The sequence below is a fragment of the Glaciimonas sp. Gout2 genome (assembly GCF_035018905.1).
Classification (GTDB): domain Bacteria; phylum Pseudomonadota; class Gammaproteobacteria; order Burkholderiales; family Burkholderiaceae_D; genus Glaciimonas.
This window is the reverse complement of record NZ_JASJXA010000003.1, coordinates 71,217-90,179: the sequence shown is the minus strand read 5'-3', so window position 1 is coordinate 90,179 and position 18,963 is coordinate 71,217. Positions and strand designations below refer to the sequence as shown.

Here is an 18,963-nt window from a genome sequence, read left to right as displayed (position 1 = left end):
CTCCGGTATTTGTGCGATGAAAGAACATCACATTGTCATTTTTTGTATGGTCAAAATAGGATAAATAAGTAGTTCAAAAAAGAATCAACTTTCCTTTTCCATAGGAGTCATCAGATTTAACAAAGACTCTGTTCGTAACGTTACCTCTGAATTATGTGGATCCATTGCGTGTTCGTCAAAGTGTTTTCGCCTCTAATTGAGTACTTAACAACGGCAGTTTCAATGGTCACGTTTTTTGGCTGGTACACGGAGGATATTTTCACCATAGCTAGCCAGAATCAAAGCAGCCCCCACCGACTCCCGGTTGCAAATAAAGCGCATAATATTGGTCGAAACTACTTCCCTTCGCTGCCAAAGGAGCAACAAACATGTCACCACAAGAAACCCAGTCGCTGCAGGACTTTTTAAATCAGCTTATTCAGGTACGCGGCATTGCGAAAGATCCGCAAGCCGATGCGGTGATCAATAATGCTGTAGCACAACAACCGGACGCGGCCTACCTTCTCGTCCAGCGCACGCTATTGATGGAGCAAGCATTAAATACCGCAAAAACGCAAATCGCCACATTACAGCGCCAAATACAATCGCAAGCGCTGCAGGCTGCGCCAGCAGGCAATTTCTTCGATGCAAATGCCTGGGGTAATTCAGCGCCTGCGCCGACGACCCGCCCGGCGGCCCCTATGATGGCTGCGCCAGCGCCGGTATATCAGCCAGCATCGACTATGCAAAGTGCCGCGCCAGCCGCATCACCGGGATTTTTTGGCGGTGGTGCTGGCAATATACTTGGGACCGTTGCTGCTACTGCAGCTGGCGTCGCGGGCGGTGCATTTTTATTTCAGGGAATCGAACATCTAATGCACCCGAACAGCGGTTCAGGACTAATGAATCAAAATGGCATGGTCCCATCAGCTGGAACTGTAGAAAATACCACCGTCAATAATTATTACGGCGACGATTCAAGCTCGGATAATTCGGACAGTAGCGCAGATGACATTGCTTCCAATGATAACGATACTGGCAACGATGATTCATCTGTCATTTAAGTCGTGTCTCTGAGTCCAGGTTTGACGGCAAGATACAGACCAATTCAAGAGATCTAAAGGGAATGAGGGCCGTAAGAAGAATCAAAAAAGTGCGATTCTTCCACATCGTCCTCTCAACTATATAATTTTGTGGGCCTAAGAGACGTAACGAAAATCGTTTTTAGTTCTTAGCCTCTCTTTCGCTTTGTATTCATAAAACTGAATGTTATTACGACCGCGTTGCTTGGCACGGTACATTGCCACGTCCGCACAATCGACTAGCGCATCAGCATCGGTCGCATCGCGGGGATACGAAGAAATACCGATACTGCATCCCAGAGTAATCTCTTTCTCATCAATGATTAATGGCGGACTCAATTTTTTCATAATACGCTCTATCGCACTCGAAATTTCCTCACCATGCGTGTGTTCTGCCAACACCAAAACAAATTCATCTCCTCCCAAACGCGCTACGGTATCGCTTTCACGGACAGCCGATTGAAGCCGTTTTGCAACCAAATTCAACACCTTGTCACCAGCTTTGTGTCCAAATGTGTCATTGACGCACTTAAAGTCATCAAGGTCGATAAACAAGACCCAGACAGCGTGTGTATAACGTGCCGCATAGGTCAATGCTTGCGCCAGACGATCATGCAGCAAGGTCCGATTAGGTAGCCCGGTCAACACGTCATGGAGTGAAAGATGTTTGATGCTTTCTTCGATTTTCCTACGTTCTGTAATATCCTTTCCCATTCCGTGATAACCGGTAAACGTGCCATGAACATCGAACTGCGGTTCACCCGAGACGCTTAACCATTGAGGATTGGCAGGATCAAATAAAATTTGGAATTCAAAATCGGAAAACGTTTGATGAGCATTCAATATTAGCCGATGGGCTGCCCATTGGTCTGGAGTCAAGTTAGTCGGCATATCCCACCGTGGACGTCCAACGTATTGCTGAATATGTTGGCCACAAAGCGTCGTCAATGCATTCGAAATAACGACAAAACAAAAACTATCATCTTGCTCCCAATGCCAATCTGATGACAAGTCCACCAACTGGCGGAAACGTTTTTCGCTTTTTACCAACTCTGCGGTACGGTCTAAGACGCGCTGCTCCAGCGCTGCATTAGCTTCTCTTATCTCCAGTTCTGCTTGTTTTCGACCAATAATTTCATTTTTCAATGTCGCGTTAATACTTTCTAGTTCCGCTGCACGATCTTCCCGTGCCTGTATCGCCTCTTGCAGCGCATTTGCCATGTGATTTAATGAGCGGCCAAGTACGCCGAACTCATCTTTACCAGTGTAAGTACGAGTACGCAGATCACCGGCGGTGATACGCTTGGCGAAGATTATCATTAGGCCGATCGCCGTCGTGATCCGTTGCGACACCTTCCATGCCATCAAGATGCCAAGAAAGATAGCAATCACACCAACTGCCTCGATCAATCTCTCGGTCCGCATTGCCTTTCTGAGAATCATATTTTGGGTCACGTTGCTTTTAGTCAAAGCGTCAGCTAACAAGTTTTCCAAATAGGGTTCGATAGTCTGGGCTGCAGCCAGATAGCGACGTTTTTCACGCTCGATTTGCAGATTTGTTTCTACGTAATTTGAAAAATGTATTTCGTAAAGGTCCGCTAACTCAAATAATTTTTTCTCGCGATCACCCTTTACTGCCAAAGAAACATCTTTTCTAAATTTGGTTAGCGCCAATTGAACAACTTGATTGTCAATACTGCGACCACGCCACAAATAATCCTTTTCATGTCGACGTATCGCCAAAATGTCGATTATAAGTAAGGGTTCCTTGTCTCGATTTAGCAGCGCCTCCATCTGCCGGCCCATATCCCTGAATTCACCCTCTAGACCGGTATCGATATACCCTAATCGCCCGTGCAGATTTACGACAGTGACAAAAGATTTTTCGTAATTATCGATACCGTCCACTGCCAACCTAAGTTGTTCTAGCGAACGTGGAGCGGTTACTAAATGGCGAATATCCTCAAGCGACTGCCGAGCATCAGCCAGATTGGCTTGCATCAGCATCACGTAACGCGACTTAGCTTCCTCAAAGCCGAACTCATGATATGTCATTAAAAATGCTTTTTCGTAACGCCGCGCGTTCATCATCGATACGACGCTCTTTTGACTCAAACCAGCAGTTTTGATATCGATGGCCAAAAGTTTGTTGAAATCTCCAACCGTCGTACGCTCTGCCGAAATAGCAAACGCAAGAACAATCGCAAAAAGTCCCAGAACCACACCAAAACCAGCCGCTAGAGAGCCGCTTAAACTCATGGAAGGTACTGTGCAAAACGTCCAAAATTTCCGAAGTAGCGCTACTATAAGCCGCAAAAGCGCCATCATTCCTGGTAGGGCACAAAGCCCATTTTATCAATGATATCGGCCACCTGAGGGGAAAGAGAATACTCAATTAATTTTTTGGCTAAACCTTGTGGAAGACCGCGTGTTACGAGCATCAGCGGCCGCGTCAGCGGATAATCACCGCTGAAAATATTCGCTTGGGTTGCTGCAATCCCATCAACCGATAGAATCTTGATCGGAACACTTCCCCGTATTTGATCTTCGGCTACGATAACTGACATCAACGAAATTGCATTCGAGCTTGCTGCAACTGCATCAATGACATCGGCATTTTCACCCAAGACTTGTTCTGCCTTCATCTCGCTATAGTTCATCTTAAAATGATGCATAAACAGTACCACGGTACCACGCCCTTCCTCTCGGTTTATGACCATGATCGGAGCATCTACCCCCCCAACCTTTTTCCAGTTTTTGATACGCCCTCTAAAAATATCCGCAATCTGGGATGAAGTCAGCGACGTTACCGGATTACTTTTATGGATAATCAATCCGGCACCATCGCGTGCTACCGGAAAACCCTTCAAGTAGACATCTTCATCTGTCACCAGTCGCGATACCATTCCTATGTCCGCGATACCATTCCGCGTATCGGTAATACCACGCTCGGCACCACCCATTTCGATCCTAATGTTAACGTTTGGATGCAGCAACTGATAACGTTTGACAATTTGTGCCATCAACGGTGCTGTCGTACTTGATCCAGTTATCAGCAAATGTCCTTTCAGGACTGAACCGGCTGGCGCAGTACCGTTAGCACCGCTATCGTCCGTTGCATTTTGCCGATTGCATGCGGTGAGAAATACGGTAATAAAAAAAATCATCAACAGGGTGGGGATAAAAAGTCGGGTCATGGAAGTGGATTACTAACATCGAATCAATTGGAGGGCTGGACCGGATAGCGCAACGCTGTCGAGGCTTAGGCGTTTCCCTGAACGCAATAATGCGAGGACTTCGCTACTGGGTAATGGTCGACTAAAATAATAACCTTGGATTGCATCACACGCGTTCGCATGTAAAAAATCCAATTGTTCAACCGTCTCAACCCCTTCGGCGACGGTACGAAGTGCAAGCGATTTTGCGAGTGCAATGACAGTCAGAATAATGGATCCGGCTTCCGGTTTTTTATCTAAATTTGCAATGAATGATTGATCAATTTTAATAATGTCGACAGGAAACCGCGTGAGGTAACTCAGACTAGAGAAACCGGTTCCAAAATCATCAATTGACATCTTGATGCCGATTTCTTTCAACTGATTCAATATTAAAATCGTACCTTCGGAATCATTCATCAACATACTTTCTGTCAACTCGAGCTCAAGACATGACGGATCCAGCCCGCTACTAGCCAATATGGACTGCACCATTAAAGGCATATTTTTTTGCTCAAGCTGCCGCCCCGATACGTTGACGGCAACATTCAACTGGAACCCTTCATCGCGCCATGCACTCAATTGAGCGCACGCTGTTTTTAACACCCATTCGCCAATCGGAATGATCAACCCGGTTTCTTCGGCCAACTGAATAAAGCGTCCTGGGGGAATCGCACCCATTTCTGGATGATTCCAGCGTATCAATGCTTCAATGCTGACGATGTGGCCGCTTTGTAAATCTATCTGCGGTTGATAATGCAAAACGAACTCTTTATTATCGAGTGCCTGATGTAAGGCATGTTCGAGCTTTGCTTTTTCCAGAGCTTTACACCCCATTTCCAGCGTATAGCACTGAAAACAATTACCGCCCTGCTCCTTTTTTGCACGGAGCATCGCGACGTCCGCATGCTTCAGCAACAAATCCGCTTCGTCGCCATCTTCAGGATAAACACTGACGCCGATACTGGTCGTAACATGCAGTTCGCGACCGCCCGAAAAGACTGATTGTGAGAATGTTTTTAAAACCCGCATCGCTAAATGCGCTGCATTCCCAGATTCGCGTATATCGCTCAGGATGATCACAAACTCGTCACCTCCTAGACGGGCGACTGTATCGCCCTCTCGTAATGTTAATTTCAAACGGTGCGCGAACTCCTTGAGCAAGCTGTCGCCGAAAGGGTGTCCGAAGGAGTCATTGATATTTTTAAACCGATCAATGTTCAGAAATAAAATTCCCAGTTTTCCATGTGATCGGCGTGCCCGGATTAATCCCTGATGCAATCTGTTCATCAACAAATTGCGGTTAGGGAGGTTCGTTAAAGCGTCGTAATTCGCCAGATATTCAATCCGTTCGTCACTCGCCTTGCGTTCAGAAATATCTGTCGCAACGCCATCCAGACGCAACGGGTGTCCTTCCGCATCACGTACTGTCCTCGCGCGGTCCTCTAACCAGCGAATTTCACCGTCTGGACGTACGATCCGATATTTGAGCGTTAGAGGCTTAGCGGCTAACACTTGCACCAGCCATTGCATCACGCGCAACCGGTCATCCGGATGAACAATACTTCTCCACAACGCTGGATCAGCTTTAAAATCGGCCACCGCACGACCATAAATAACATCGGCAGCCTGGTTTATATAAAGTAGCTCGTGCGTGGTAGAGACAGACCAGAGCACCATCGGAATGGACTCTAAAATTCCAGACAGTTTATCTTCTACCTCCGAGAGCTCATGACTGTGCAACATTAACCGCGAATGGGCCATACGCAGTTTTTCCAGCACGGCGCTGCGCCTGAAAGTGCTAATAATAAAACTTCCCATGAACAAAATCAGCACCAGAGCCGTCACAATCAAAGCAAGTGAAGTGGTGTCAATACCGAAACCCTTAGCCATACAAAAACTCTGGGCAGAAAAGCTCGCTCCAGCCATCGCCGTGTAATGCATGGCAGCAACAGCAAACCCCATCACCATAGCACCCATCATTTGCTGTTTAAGTGCCATCGGTTCTTTTTTTTCCCCACTGAAAACGATCAGAAGAGCTCCAATAGACGCAGCAATCGCGATAAAAATCGACAGGGAGAACAACAATGGATCATAGCTAATGGCGGGCTGCATTTTCAATGCCGCCATACCGGTGTAGTGCATCGCAGCGATGCCAAGGCCCATTACAGTTCCACCGATTAAAATCCGATCCAACGTTAACTTTTGATTTTGAACTAACAAAAACGCGGCAAGTGTGCCCGCTATGGCAGGTACGATTGACAAGGCGATGAGCGAAATATCGTATGCCATACGAATTGGCATATTGAATGCTAACATTCCAATAAAATGCATCGACCATATAGCTACTCCCAACGTACCGGCGCCACAGCACATCAATAAAAATGCCACTCTGCCGTTACTTTCGCGCATATTTTCAACATGGGAAAGCGCTGCAAATACGCCGAACATAGGAACCAATAAAGAGAGAGCTATCAAGTAGCCATTCCAGAAAATCGGCATTGCTGAGCCTCAATTAATGTTTAAGCATGATCTGACATTGGACGCGCACGCACGAGGGTAGGACAGGCGATATTTTGAATGAACAATCTTGAGCAGGATCGCCTTTGATCCCACAGAAAATTCAAATAAGCGTATGAAGACCGTCTAATGCGTCCCCGATTAATCAGTACAACGACATCCATCCTGAAAATTCGGATGAAAGTAAAACCAATGTCTGGTTAAAAAACGCTTAAAAGTCGTCTTTCTCATTCATGACCGGACACACGAATGAAAGAATTACGCTTATGCCATCAAACAAAACAATGGCGAAGGTACCAATGCGGAAGCATATCTACAATTTTTCGACCAAGATTGAGGTCTTTTAACATCGCACGTGCTTCCGCATGTTGCAGCAGCATCAATAACTCCGCATGCGTTTTTTTATAGGCTTTGACTTGACGAACATTCTTGGACTCCATTAATTTTTCTTTAATAAAAAAATCCTCTTTAAGGTTCACAATAAACGTGCTGAAACCGTCCTCAAATTCACTGTCGTCACAGGAGCGAAGCGCTGTAAGCTCTGCGAATAAGGCCGGTTGAAGATGTCCAATTTCCCGCATCTCCGGATTACTTTTTTGTTGGCGTTCCATATTGTCCTTATTCGCTTTTTCCGAGACGCCCCAGACGTTGCACAAATTTTTAAAAATAAATTCTCTGCGAATGCGCTGGTCAGCGCGCTCGACTGCTTCTACATCAACGATAAGTAACTCCTTACTTCGACGAATCCAGTCCACTTCAGGACATATGTTGTCCACCGTTGATCGCAATATTCGCGCCTGTCAAAAATGCCGCCTCATCCGATGCAAGGTATGCGACCAACCCTGCTATCTCTTCTGGCTTTCCCAAGCGCCCCATTGGAATTTGCGGAATGATTTTGGCCTCTAATACCTCTTTATCAATCGCCATGACCATCTTGGTGCCGATATACCCTGGCGAAATCGTGTTAACAGTTACGCCTTTTCGCGCTACTTCCAGCGCTAAAGCCTTGGTGAAGCCATGCATACCCGCTTTTGCCGCGGCATAATTGGTTTGACCGAATGCGCCTTTTTGACCGTTGACCGACGAAATATTCACAATACGCCCCCAACCACGCTCGACCATGCCATCGCAGACCGGTTTGGTCATGTTGAACACTGAGTCCAAATTGGTACTCATCACTGCATCCCAGTTGGTTTTATCCATTTTCTTGAATGTCATATCTCTCGTTATACCGGCGTTGTTAACCAGCACATCAACGGCGCCAATTTCGGTCTGAATCATTTTGATACACTCTCTGGCGGACTCGTAATCCGCGACGTCACACGGGTAAGCACGAAATTCAAAATCCATCTTACGCATTGCCGTCAACCATTGATCCACTGTTTTATTACCAGGTGAATAAGTCGTCACTACCTGATAACCCAAGGCAGCCAACTTTATGCACACCGCTTCACCCAAGCCACCCATACCACCAGTCACTAACGCAATACGTTTCATCTGTACGTCTCCATCTTATTTTTGTCGCTACTCATGAGCGGTTCGCCGGTGAAGGACGCCGACGGTTCGTCGTAACGATTTTGGTTATTTAGGGTAAATCAACTACATAAATTTCAGTCAAATCTTGTCGATCTGCAATTTATTTTTCTCTAACCTAATTAAATTGTCAGGCTCTTGTTGCGCGTTGATTACTACTGGCTCCGTAACTTCGGCAGGAATTTCCAGACCATCAATCGCCGCGATCACAACATTATTTTCTATGCCATCAACATTGGGTTTTACGACTTCTATCTGTCGCTGAACTGCATCGCTCATCTGTGATCGTGCATTGAAGCAAATGTCGCTAATCCGTTGCGTGAGAGAAAGAGAACTTTCTATCCGCGCTTGCATCCGAGCGGAGATCAATTCAAACCGATCACTAGCATTGACCGCGGTCATTAATTGACGGGTAAAAACTATGCTCTCTGCGAGCCCGGTTTTAACAGCAACCATACTAACGCGCATTAATTCCTCAGAGCAGCCGCTAGAGGCTTCTCCAAGTGTCCTCGATAATGCGCGCTGTGAATTAATAAAATCGGCAACCATGGTGCCGTACGATTCGTTGGAAATCGACATATATATCTCCCCATAAATAGCCTTACAGCAATAAAAATGATAAACCACCGCAACTGCAAAGAAGGTGCATAGAATCGCGATTCCACAACAAGTATCCCCAATCAAGGGGATAGTTACCATCGGGGAATACAGTTTTATGTATAAGGGATTGCCTGATACCACACAGAAACAATGTTCCATATGGAATGAGAATATTTTGCTATAACCAGACTTATTGCTGACGGAAACCAACTGACACGCCTTGCGCGTGCCATCAAATCAGGAGGCCATTTTCCAAGGCGTAGCGCACCAAAGCAGTATTACTACTCATACCCATTTTTTCCAAAATGTGGGTTCGGTGAGTCGTGACGGTTTTCGGACTTAGATGTAGTTTTTTGGCGATGTTAACCAAGCTTTCACCCAGTGCAAGCAGTTTTAGCACCTCCAGTTCGCGATCAGAAAGTGCCTCATGCGGGATCACGCGGTCATTCCCAATCATGTTTGCTAACCGTTCTACCAAGGCTGGACTGAGATATTTCCCCCCTGTGGCGGCTTTTCGTACTGCTTCAATCATCGTTGTAGCTGAATTGCTCTTGGTCAGATAACCGGCCGCACCTAACTTAAGCGCCCTGACCGCATACACTTCTTCGGAATACATCGAAAGAATCAACACAGCCAATGTCGGCTTTTCGACACGCAGACGCTTCAACAGATCCAGACCACTTTGTCCCGCGAGTGCGATATCTACCAACGCAACATCGAACTCCTGTTTTCTCACCAGCCTTGCTGCTTGCTCGGCTGTTTCTGCCTCGCCCATTACCAAGATATCCTGTGCCACACTCAGCATCAGTCGCACCCCGTTTCTTACGACAGCATGATCGTCCACAAGTAATACTTGTATTTTTTTATTCAACATAATCCTGTTCCAATGGCAGGCGCAACAGCACCGCCGTACCAACACCTGACACGCCACTGACTTTTAACTCTCCTCCGAAATGCCGCGTACGCTCATGCATACCCAAGATACCCCAAGCCTCGCCATTGAGTAATTGCTGCGCATCAATGCCTTTACCGTTATCTCTAATATCTGCAATGATGGTGTTTTTTTCGTGCAATATTACGATCAATACCTGAGTTGCGCCAGCATGTCGCACCACGTTCGTGAGCGCTTCCTGCACTACCCGAAACAACATCGTGCTACGCTCGGGATCAAGATCAATCTTGCCAACGCTTTCGCTAATACTGCAGATGCAAAGGAGTCCGGTCCGCTCTTGAATTTGCTCCGCGTACCACTCCAACGCCGCCCATACGCCAAGCTGATCGAGTACGCTTGGTCGCAAGTCAGAAATCACGCGGCGAACAGTTTCGATGGCCGTATCTGCCTGATCGGCTGCTTCAAGGAGTAATGGGTCTGCAGCGTATCCTGCGCGGATAGCCCGTTCGATAGACACCGAGACGTTTGCTTTAATGCCGGTTAATACGCCGCCCAGGTCATCGTGTATTTCTCGCGCAATCCGTTTGCGCTCCTCTTCTTTGATACTCTCTTGGTGATCAACCATTTTGCGCAGCTTTGCGCGAGAAATCTGGAGCGCCTCTTCGGCCCGTTTCCGCGCTTTGATATCTGCAATCAACAGATGGTTTACCTGTTTAAGTTCGGCGGTACGCTGAGTCACTAATTTTTTTACGCCCTGAGCGGCCAATGCGTTCGACTGTAAGTAAGCAGTAGCGGCGAGCGTGGCCATGAGCCCCATTATCAGGACATACACTGCGCTGGCATGGCTTGCCATGAACGGATTAGGAAGTGCAGAAACGATCATGTGCCATGTCGTACCTGCGATATCAATGCTATAGCCAAGAGGTTGCGGTGAAGCGCCAAGCATCCATTCCGACCACCTACCGTCAAGCTGACCGTCCATGCTAGTTGATGCACCATATACACGCTTGCTTTCATCCGCCGCCGCTGAAGCGTACACACGAACATCCAGACCAGCATTCGCAAAGCCATCCGAAGGTGCAAATATTTTCTCAAACAGATCGCCGGCCCTTAACATCGCCACGGTATAGCCAACGACAGCGAGTCGCCGTGAAGCAACACTATCATGGGCCGCACCATCCCGGTACACCGCCATCATAATGTGGAAACCGCGCTGCTCACCCGTCACCCTGAAGAATCGAAACAACCCGGTTGCCGAAGGCAGACCGGTATCTTCGGCACGTTGAATCGCTTCATTTTGATAGGGTAAAGAAGAGGCATCTACAATAAAAACTTCTTCATTACCTTTCATCGGTTCAATATATTCAACCACCCGATAAATTTTCTTTACGCCTGCAACTACACGCTTTCCGTTGACCATGTCATCGATGGTAAAACCGGGAGAGTGCGCACGAATACGCGCCTCAAAGGCAGATCTCTGCGCTGCAGAAACCAATCGATGAAAGCCAAATGCTTCAATATAGGGATAGCGTTCTTGCAGCGGCTGCGTGAAAGAATGGAATTGCTCCCGAGTGACATTGCCGTCTGTCGCAAATAACTGATTGACCACGCGTAGCGCTTCCACGGCATCCCGCATGCCCTGTTTCACCATTGCCGCCCGGAACTGCGCACGCCGTTCAAAATTAATCTGTTCGCTGTGCTGCTCTTGATGACAGACCCAGAAAAACAACGCAACGGACACAAGTAATCCGAACATCAAAATGCAAGTCGCCGATAACTTTAGGGAAACAGGAAGGCGACGGCGAAGCATTTCATACCATTTAGAAGGTCATAAAATCCGATCATAAACGATATAAAACATTATGTATTAATTAAATATTATACAACATCCGCCATGAAAATATCACCTGGGAAATAAAGTTATTCAATGCCTTCACATCTACCCGACAACTCGATCGGATAATATTCCCGAGTGCAATTTGCCGGACATATCTTTCGCGCACTATAATTTTTTGCGCGTTCCCGCAGCGCATTTTTGTGTGTTTTTCCGGTCACAATTTTAGACAATCAACCGAACACAATCGCGCGCGATAATCTCAAAACAAAAATGACACGTTGGACGCAATTGAAAAACCCTATTTCTATTCCACTATCCGACCGGAACGCAAGCGCCGCCACAAGGTTGATCGACTTACGCCTAATTGGCGAGCTGCACTTTCCAGATTGCCATCGCAATCGTCGAGTACCTGTTTGATATGCGAAATTTCTGCGGCTTTGCTTAGAGAGCGCAAATCAGACACTGCGGGGACAGATCCTACTGTTGATATCCCCTCTATACCATCTGTAAAATCTATCCTGGCTGACTTTTCAAAAAACTCCGGGACCAGACTACGCAGCCAGTGTTGGTCAATACCGCGACCTTGGGCCAAATCACCGACCGATAATGCCGCACGTTCAATAATATTCTCAAGCTCCCGAATATTGCCTGGCCAGTGATATTCTTGCAGATAAGGTGTGAGTGCTTCAAGCAACAAATCAATCTGTATCGGCTTATCCGAACGCGCAATCATATGCTGCAATACGCTACGTGCAATAACTGGAATATCGGCTTTTCTCTCACGCAAGGAGGGTACCTCCAGACGTAAAATATTCAATCGATAAAATAGATCTTCACGGAATCGCCCCTCGCGTATCCGCTGACGAAGATCACAATGCGTAGCCGCCACAATCCGAATATCAATCGGGATCGGCTCTGTGGCCCCCAGACGTAACACTTCACGTTCTTGCAAAACGCGGAGTAGCCGCGTTTGTAAAAAAACCGGCATATCGCCTATTTCATCCAAAAATACCGTGCCGGTATGCGCTGCTTCAAACAAACCAGGCTTCCCACCTTTGCGTGAGCCAGTAAAAGCGCCCTCTTCATAACCAAACAATTCGCTTTCAATTAACGTCTCAGGAAAGCCCGCACAGTTGATCGGGACAAATGGACCACGATGACGGCGGCTCGCATTATGAATACCTTGCGCGAGGAGTTCCTTTCCGGTTCCACTTTCTCCCGTCACCAGAATGGTTGAATCGGTACTGGCATAGCGCTGAGAGAGACGCACTACTTCACGAATTTCAGGGCAATGCCCATTTATCTGATCCAACTGGTATTTGGCCGTAAACTGGCTAGGTCGTGTAGCAGAACGAATACGTCGGTCTGCGCGCTGCACTGCCGTCATCTCCTGACAGGTCAGCACCGCTCCAGTCAGTATTCCGTCCTCATGAATCGGCATGATGTTAGCGATCACCGTACGATTACTAAGCGTATTGCCCGATTTATTGCTTACTTTGTCGTCTCCGAAAGTACCGATCTTTTCATTTGGCTTTTCACCGAGCTTATTCTCTGGCCTGACGCCTGACTTATGACTGATCAAAATTACCCGATTCTCTTCGCTAATTCCTGTGCGTAGAACGTCGGTTACATCCAATCCCGGAGCAACGGAACTAATCGGTCGTCCTTGCGCCCATTCCAGACTCACATCGAGAAGCCGTAACATTGACGGGTTAATCGACTGTACATCGCCTTTGCTATCAACCGCGATGACGCCGTCAGTCAAATGTTGTAGAACGGCGTTAAGTCGCTGACTTTTAACCACCTCAATTCTCTGACTACGACATATCGCCAATGCGTCGTCCAGCGCTTTTCGCACGGCATCTGTTGTCAACGACAAGATACCTTCGATACCCGCTTCTTTTGCCAGATCCGTAGTCGACGAAGAACCGATCAGCACCTTATAGCCATCTACCGCCAGGCGTTGAACAATGCGCCTCGCCTCTTCCAATGTGGTGTAACTTTCTTGCCGAATTTGTACAGTGAACAGCGGCCCCATTTTGTCGAGATCCGCATTAATCCTTCGATAGCTGAGAATCGCCACTTTTGGCGAGACAATACGGGCCTGGTCCAGTGTGCGCAATAAATCCGGTCCGCCCACGCGCATCGAGATTACGGCGCTGGAGAGACGTTTTCGCAGATAGGCTGCAGTCGCACTGGCACACACAAAAACATCTACAGCGTTGTTCTTCTCAAGTTCACGCGCAATCTGCAAAGCATCCGAAAGGGCCGTATCGACAACTTGAATACGGGCATTGGCTTCATAAGCAGGCATGACCTCTTGTACCACTTGTGCCAGCCGACTAGGAAAATCAGGGCGTCGCAAGTGACTGATCAGCACCACGACTTGCGGACGATAAGAGGAAGTGATGGCTGAAGCGGGGGAGATGGCGGCGACAGAAGAGTTAAACATAGTATTTCGCATAGTTGCTGACATGGCATTTGACTAAATAGCCTTTTAATCAATTCACGCTAATTGATTCTAGCATTTCAGTGTATCGCAAATTTGAAACATTATTTTTCAAATATGACACATATTCAGGCGATACAAAAAATCACTATATGTTAATCAATAGTTTGAAACTCACACTTAAAAGACGCCTTACATTCACAGCGAATAGGTGTATTGTAGAAAAAATAAGAACGTGCTTCCTCAGAGGAAATCCTATCTTTCTTTACGTGGATAATTTCCCTTATGCAATCATTTTACTTCCCAATTAATCTGGCACGCCCTTTGCATTATTCGCGTATTAGCCTTCATGAAACTCTGATGTCGCAGACATCGACTATTTGAACAAGCGAGCACGTAAAACATGACAACTAGTAACAATAAGGCAGCCCTCGTTTCTTCAGGCGAAATAACAGAATCACAGGATCAACTAACAAATTACCTTTGCGCGATGACTGCCGCGAGGGAAGTACGTATCACGCAACTCGAACGACTTTCAGGTGGAGCAATACAAGAGAACTGGCTTCTCGTTGCCCATGTCAGCGGTGGTGCCTACGAAGGTTGTCAGCGTTGGGTATTACGCACAGACGCACTGTCCAGCGTTCCTGTCAGTCTCAGTCGGGCGCAAGAGTTTGCCGTATTGCGTGTGGCATACCAGGCGGGCGTGAAGGCTCCGAAGGTTTTGTGGTGCTGTCAGGATCGGAGCATCATCGGACGCGATTTCTTCCTCATGGAATGTGTGCCGGGCGTGGCGGGCGGACACCGCATCACCGGCAATGACGCTCTCGTCCCTGATCGCCCTGCATTGGTCGAACAACTCGGCGCCAACATGGCACGCTTGCATACGATCAAACCACCGAATGACGATCTCGCATTTTTACCACCGCCAGCCCTCAATCCGGCACTCGCCACCATTGCCGCCTACCGAAGTTATCTGGATGCACTTAATGCATCTGCACCGGTGTTGGAATGGGGCTTGCGCTGGTGCGAACTCAACAGTCCGTCAGTTGCCCCTATTTGTTTGCTTCATCGGGATTACCGCACCGGAAACTACATGATTCACGACGGCGCATTGAGCGGCTTACTCGATTGGGAATTCACAGGCTGGGGTGATCCACGGGAAGACATCGGCTGGTTTACCGCCAGGTGCTGGCGTTTTATCGCCCCGCAACGTGAAGCCGGCGGTGTCGGTGACATTGATGACTTTTTACGCGGATATGCCACGGTATCCGACATGGTCGTAACACGCCGCGATCTGACGTATTGGCAAGTCATGGCGCATTTACGATGGGCCATTATTGCGCTACAACAAGCAGACCGTCATTTATCCGGTCAACAGACATCTTTAGAACTCGCTCTGACCGGTCGCATGCTGCCAGACCTGGAACGTGAAATCCTGGCTCTGACAAAAGGGGCACACGATGAATAAGCAAGTAGATGCACGCGAACTGTTGACAACCGCACGCGACGCGTTGCTGCAAAATATTTTGCCGAACCTGCCGGAAGGACTGCACTACGAAGTCAGAATGATTGCCAATGCAATGCGCATTGCCAGTCGTGAGCTAGCGCTAGGTGCCAGCACCAACCATCTGGAGTTGGACATATTAAGTCAGCTAGTCGGCAGCACGCAGACCGATAGCAGCATCTCTCCATCCACTATTGCAGAGAAAATCGCAAAAGACCAGCGTACATTGTGTCTCGCTATCCGCGCTGGAGAGTTTGATACCACCGATACTAAACAAGACGCGTTAATAACAGCGCTGACAGAGATTACCCTGGCCAAGCTGGCGATCTCCAATCCGCGAGCAATTCACCGTGGATAAACTGTCTATGGAGATATCAAATACATTAACACCGTCGTCGGAGACGTCAGTGCACGCAATTCGCCGGCGTCGCTGTTATCTGGTACGTCATGGTGACGTGCGCTATTTTAGCGATGATGGAAAACCGCTTGATCCACGCACAGTAGCGCTATCCACACTAGGCGTGCAGCAAGTTGAAAAACTGGCCGAAATGTTGCAGCCGTTACCATTGGATCGCGCAGTTTGTTCAGACTACCCGCGCGCGCGGCAAACGCTGGATCTATTAGTCGCAGGGCGCGGCCTCGACATCCAGGAAACAGCATCATTACGCGAGATCAGGGCGGGCCGGTTATCAGACATTCCAACATCAGAACAGTCGGCGGAAATGGGCTATGCCTACGAACTGGCAAACCGCACAAATGGGCAGTTTATCGGCGGCGAAGCATGGATCGCATTTGAGCGCCGCGTTGTGGAGCAATTTCTCCTTTTTCTGGCCGAGCCGGATTGGAACAGTTTGCTCATTGCCAGTCACGATGGCGTCAATCGCGTTCTTCTTGGGTGGGCCATCGGCTGCGGTCTGAGCGGATTGTCTGCGTTGGAGCAAGATACCGCCTGCGTCAATATTATCGATATCGATATGCTTGGTGATCAGGTAATACGTCGTCTGGTCAGGACCGTTAATCTGACGCCATATGATTTATCAAAATCCGATAGCAATCTCACAGTCATGGAAAAAATATACCAGGCCTATACGCAAGCCCACTAAGGCGATCCCAACTGCGCTTACATTCAGGCGCATTGAGCAGGTATTGACACAATTTTTTACGATAGGAATAACAAGATGAACTTTAGTATTCCCGAAGATCTGCTGGCTTTGCAGAAGAAAACCCGGCGCTTTATTGCCGAAGAAATTATTCCGATGGAGAACGATCCACGTCAGTCGCCGCATGGCCCAAGTGCAGAACTGCGGCAAGTGCTGATCGAGAAAGCTCGGGCGCATGGTTTGCTCACGCCCCATGCGTCGAAAAAAATGGGCGGCCTGGGTCTTTCGCATATCGAAAAAGCGATCGTGTTTGAAGAGGCAGGTTATTCGCCACTTGGCCCGGTTGCATTAAACATCCATGCACCTGATGAAGGTAATGTCCATCTGATGGAAGTGGTGGCTACCGAAGCACAAAAAGAACGCTGGCTAGTACCAATGGTTCAAGGTTTAACCCGTTCCTGCTTTGCGATGAGTGAACCGGATGGTGCTGGTTCCGATCCTCAAATGCTCGCCACCACAGCGGTGCGAGATGGTGACGACTATGTGATCAATGGTCACAAATGGCTTATCACTGGCGCTGAAGGTGCGAGTGTATCCATCATCATGGCGAAAATGGAAGACGGTTCAGCCACCATGTTTCTGACCGACACCGACCGTCCGGGATTTATCATCGAGCGCGCCATGGATTCTCTCGACAGCTGCTTTGCTGGCGGTCATCAAGTACTTCGTTTCGAAAATCTGCGGATACCGGCGACCGACATTTTGGGCGAAATCGGCAAAGGATTTCGCTATGCACAAATCCGCCTGGCACCGGCGCGCCTGACGCATTGCATGCGTTGGCTAGGTGCCGCGCAACGCTCCCACGATATCGCCTGCGACTACGCGCGCACCCGGCAATCCTTCGGAAAACCGCTAGGCGATCATCAAGGCGTCGGTTTTATGTTGGCAGATAACGAGATGGATATGCATACAACCAGACTGGCGATCTGGCATTGCGCTGATGTACTTGACGGCGGCGGTCGCGGTAACGTCGAATCCAGCATGACCAAGGTCATCAGCTCCGAAGCCATCTGGCGCGTGGTTGATCGTTGCGTCCAAATCCTCGGTGGGCGAGGCGTCACTGGTGAAACCATCGTCGAACGCATCTTCCGCGATGTGCGCGCTTTCCGTATTTACGATGGTCCGAGCGAAATACATCGGATGAGTCTGGCTAAAAAAATTATGCTGCGGTCACCGGAGAATTAAATGACTGATAGTTCGGTTAAATCGATTATGAGCATTTTTGACCTCAGTGGCCGCGTCGCGTTGGTTACCGGCGCTTCCAGCGGCATCGGTCGACATCTATCGGTGACGCTTGCTGCCGCTGGTGCTGAGGTTATGGTCACCGCCCGACGCATTGATCTGCTGCATACACTGGTCGCGGAAATCGAAGCCAACGGCGGTAAAGCCCATGCAATTGCACTTGACGTCACCCGTCGTCACTCAATACAGGCGTGTCTTGATGCCACCGTTGAGACGTGCGGCCGACTCGATATTGTCGTCAACAATGCGGGCGTCAGCAACACTAAAAATGTCTTAAAGTACGACGATGACGATTGGGACGCCATCATCGACACCAACCTCAAAGGTGCATGGATTTTGGCACAGGAAGCAGCCCAGCGCATGGTCGGTTTCAACCGTGGCGGCAGCATAATAAACGTGACCTCTATCCTCGCAGAGCGCGTTTCAGGTGGCGTCGGCCCTTACTGTGCAGCGAAAGCGGGATTAAGTCATCTCACCCGCTCCATGGCGCTGGAACTGGCACGCTACGCAATACGGGTTAATGCGATTGCTCCGGGCTATATTGTGACCGAGTTGAATGAAGAATTTTTACGCAGTCCGGCTGGCGATCAGCTCAAGTCACGAATACCCTCACGCAGCTTCGGAGAATGTTCAAGTTTGGATGGCGCATTGCTGTTGCTGGCTTCCGATGCAGGTCGTTATATGACAGGTTCGGAAATCGTGGTCGACGGTGGCCATTTATGCAGCAGTTTGTAATAGGACTTACGCAAAATCGCCCCAACTGCGTTGTGCTCTCCTAGCCGCCAGCGTGGCCCGGCCAGCGTGGCCCGGTACTAGCACACTGTCGTCGTCGGCAGGGTTAGCAAGCCCGTTGTTGGGATGGTTTTGTGTAAATTCTATAATTTATTAGATCAACATGAAAAATACAGTAATAAATTTTTTACTAAGTTGGCGAATCAGTTTTAAGTGAT

At 48.3% G+C, this 18,963-nt stretch carries 15 protein-coding genes; 6 read left to right on the top strand and 9 right to left on the bottom strand.

What is annotated here, in order from left to right; genetic code table 11:
- Positions 1 to 368 precede the first annotated feature (368 nt).
- Complete coding sequence (locus tag QN379_RS04075; RefSeq protein WP_323506084.1) at positions 369 to 1,043, top strand: DUF2076 domain-containing protein; 675 nt, start codon at positions 369 to 371, stop codon at positions 1,041 to 1,043.
- 135 nt (positions 1,044 to 1,178) lie between these two features.
- On the opposite strand, the gene QN379_RS04070 is transcribed toward QN379_RS04075, so the two are convergent.
- From QN379_RS04070 to prpR, 9 genes are all read right to left on the bottom strand, one after another.
- A complete protein-coding gene (locus tag QN379_RS04070; protein ID WP_323506083.1) occupies positions 1,179 to 3,320 on the bottom strand; it encodes a diguanylate cyclase domain-containing protein in 2,142 nt (713 codons plus the stop codon).
- A gap of 65 nt (positions 3,321 to 3,385) precedes the next feature.
- Entirely contained in the window at positions 3,386 to 4,258 is an 873-nt protein-coding gene (locus QN379_RS04065) for a phosphate ABC transporter substrate-binding protein (RefSeq protein ID WP_322236326.1), read from the bottom strand.
- A gap of 12 nt (positions 4,259 to 4,270) precedes the next feature.
- Positions 4,271 to 6,778: an EAL domain-containing protein gene (locus QN379_RS04060; protein ID WP_323506082.1), complete on the bottom strand. Its 2,508-nt coding sequence runs from the start codon at positions 6,776 to 6,778 to the stop codon at positions 4,271 to 4,273.
- A gap of 290 nt (positions 6,779 to 7,068) precedes the next feature.
- Complete coding sequence (locus QN379_RS04055) at positions 7,069 to 7,551, bottom strand: hypothetical protein (RefSeq protein WP_323506081.1); 483 nt, start codon at positions 7,549 to 7,551, stop codon at positions 7,069 to 7,071.
- Between the two features lies 1 nt (position 7,552).
- A complete protein-coding gene (gene phbB, locus QN379_RS04050; RefSeq protein WP_322236318.1) occupies positions 7,553 to 8,293 on the bottom strand; it encodes an acetoacetyl-CoA reductase in 741 nt (246 codons plus the stop codon).
- Between the two features lie 117 nt (positions 8,294 to 8,410).
- A complete protein-coding gene (locus QN379_RS04045; protein WP_323506080.1) occupies positions 8,411 to 9,139 on the bottom strand; it encodes a phasin family protein in 729 nt (242 codons plus the stop codon).
- Positions 9,140 to 9,161: 22 nt separating this feature from the next.
- On the bottom strand, positions 9,162 to 9,803 hold the full coding sequence (locus tag QN379_RS04040) for a response regulator transcription factor (protein WP_323506079.1): 642 nt from the start codon (positions 9,801 to 9,803) through the stop codon (positions 9,162 to 9,164).
- Positions 9,793 to 11,562 carry a CHASE domain-containing protein gene (locus tag QN379_RS04035; RefSeq protein WP_323506078.1) on the bottom strand — a complete coding sequence of 590 codons (1,770 nt, stop codon included), beginning with the start codon at positions 11,560 to 11,562 and terminating at the stop codon, positions 9,793 to 9,795. The genes QN379_RS04040 and QN379_RS04035 overlap by 11 nt, the downstream gene beginning before the upstream one ends.
- 400 nt (positions 11,563 to 11,962) lie before the next feature.
- Positions 11,963 to 14,110 (bottom strand): propionate catabolism operon regulatory protein PrpR, encoded by a 2,148-nt coding sequence (gene prpR, locus QN379_RS04030; RefSeq protein ID WP_323506077.1) that lies wholly within the window; start codon positions 14,108 to 14,110, stop codon positions 11,963 to 11,965.
- Positions 14,111 to 14,510: 400 nt separating this feature from the next.
- Between prpR and QN379_RS04025 the strand changes: the two genes are divergently transcribed.
- The 5 genes from QN379_RS04025 to QN379_RS04005 all read left to right on the top strand — a co-directional run bounded on the left by QN379_RS04025 (position 14,511) and on the right by QN379_RS04005 (position 18,748).
- Positions 14,511 to 15,575, top strand: coding sequence for a phosphotransferase family protein (locus QN379_RS04025; RefSeq protein WP_323506076.1), 1,065 nt, complete (start codon positions 14,511 to 14,513; stop codon positions 15,573 to 15,575).
- Positions 15,568 to 15,969, top strand: a complete 402-nt coding sequence (locus tag QN379_RS04020) for a DUF6285 domain-containing protein (RefSeq protein ID WP_322236308.1) — start codon at positions 15,568 to 15,570, stop codon at positions 15,967 to 15,969. The genes QN379_RS04025 and QN379_RS04020 overlap by 8 nt, the downstream gene beginning before the upstream one ends.
- A 49-nt stretch (positions 15,970 to 16,018) precedes the next feature.
- Complete coding sequence (locus QN379_RS04015; protein ID WP_323506075.1) at positions 16,019 to 16,714, top strand: histidine phosphatase family protein; 696 nt, start codon at positions 16,019 to 16,021, stop codon at positions 16,712 to 16,714.
- Positions 16,715 to 16,789: 75 nt separating this feature from the next.
- Positions 16,790 to 17,956 (top strand): acyl-CoA dehydrogenase family protein, encoded by a 1,167-nt coding sequence (locus QN379_RS04010; RefSeq protein WP_322236304.1) that lies wholly within the window; start codon positions 16,790 to 16,792, stop codon positions 17,954 to 17,956.
- Complete coding sequence (locus QN379_RS04005) at positions 17,957 to 18,748, top strand: glucose 1-dehydrogenase (protein ID WP_322236302.1); 792 nt, start codon at positions 17,957 to 17,959, stop codon at positions 18,746 to 18,748. It begins immediately after the preceding gene.
- The last annotated feature ends 215 nt before the right edge of the window (positions 18,749 to 18,963 follow it).

Bases quoted from the DNA above. Each gene is read 5' to 3' on its own strand.
- QN379_RS04075 (WP_323506084.1), top strand. From the start codon at position 369: ATGTCACCACAAGAAACCCAGTCGCTGCAGGACTTTTTAAATCAGCTT.
- QN379_RS04070 (WP_323506083.1), bottom strand. From the start codon at position 3,320: ATGAGTTTAAGCGGCTCTCTAGCGGCTGGTTTTGGTGTGGTTCTGGGA.
- QN379_RS04065 (WP_322236326.1), bottom strand. From the start codon at position 4,258: ATGACCCGACTTTTTATCCCCACCCTGTTGATGATTTTTTTTATTACC.
- QN379_RS04060 (WP_323506082.1), bottom strand. From the start codon at position 6,778: ATGCCGATTTTCTGGAATGGCTACTTGATAGCTCTCTCTTTATTGGTT.
- phbB (WP_322236318.1), bottom strand. From the start codon at position 8,293: ATGAAACGTATTGCGTTAGTGACTGGTGGTATGGGTGGCTTGGGTGAA.
- QN379_RS04040 (WP_323506079.1), bottom strand. From the start codon at position 9,803: ATGTTGAATAAAAAAATACAAGTATTACTTGTGGACGATCATGCTGTC.
- prpR (WP_323506077.1), bottom strand. From the start codon at position 14,110: ATGTTTAACTCTTCTGTCGCCGCCATCTCCCCCGCTTCAGCCATCACT.
- QN379_RS04025 (WP_323506076.1), top strand. From the start codon at position 14,511: ATGACAACTAGTAACAATAAGGCAGCCCTCGTTTCTTCAGGCGAAATA.
- QN379_RS04020 (WP_322236308.1), top strand. From the start codon at position 15,568: ATGAATAAGCAAGTAGATGCACGCGAACTGTTGACAACCGCACGCGAC.
- QN379_RS04010 (WP_322236304.1), top strand. From the start codon at position 16,790: ATGAACTTTAGTATTCCCGAAGATCTGCTGGCTTTGCAGAAGAAAACC.
- QN379_RS04005 (WP_322236302.1), top strand. From the start codon at position 17,957: ATGACTGATAGTTCGGTTAAATCGATTATGAGCATTTTTGACCTCAGT.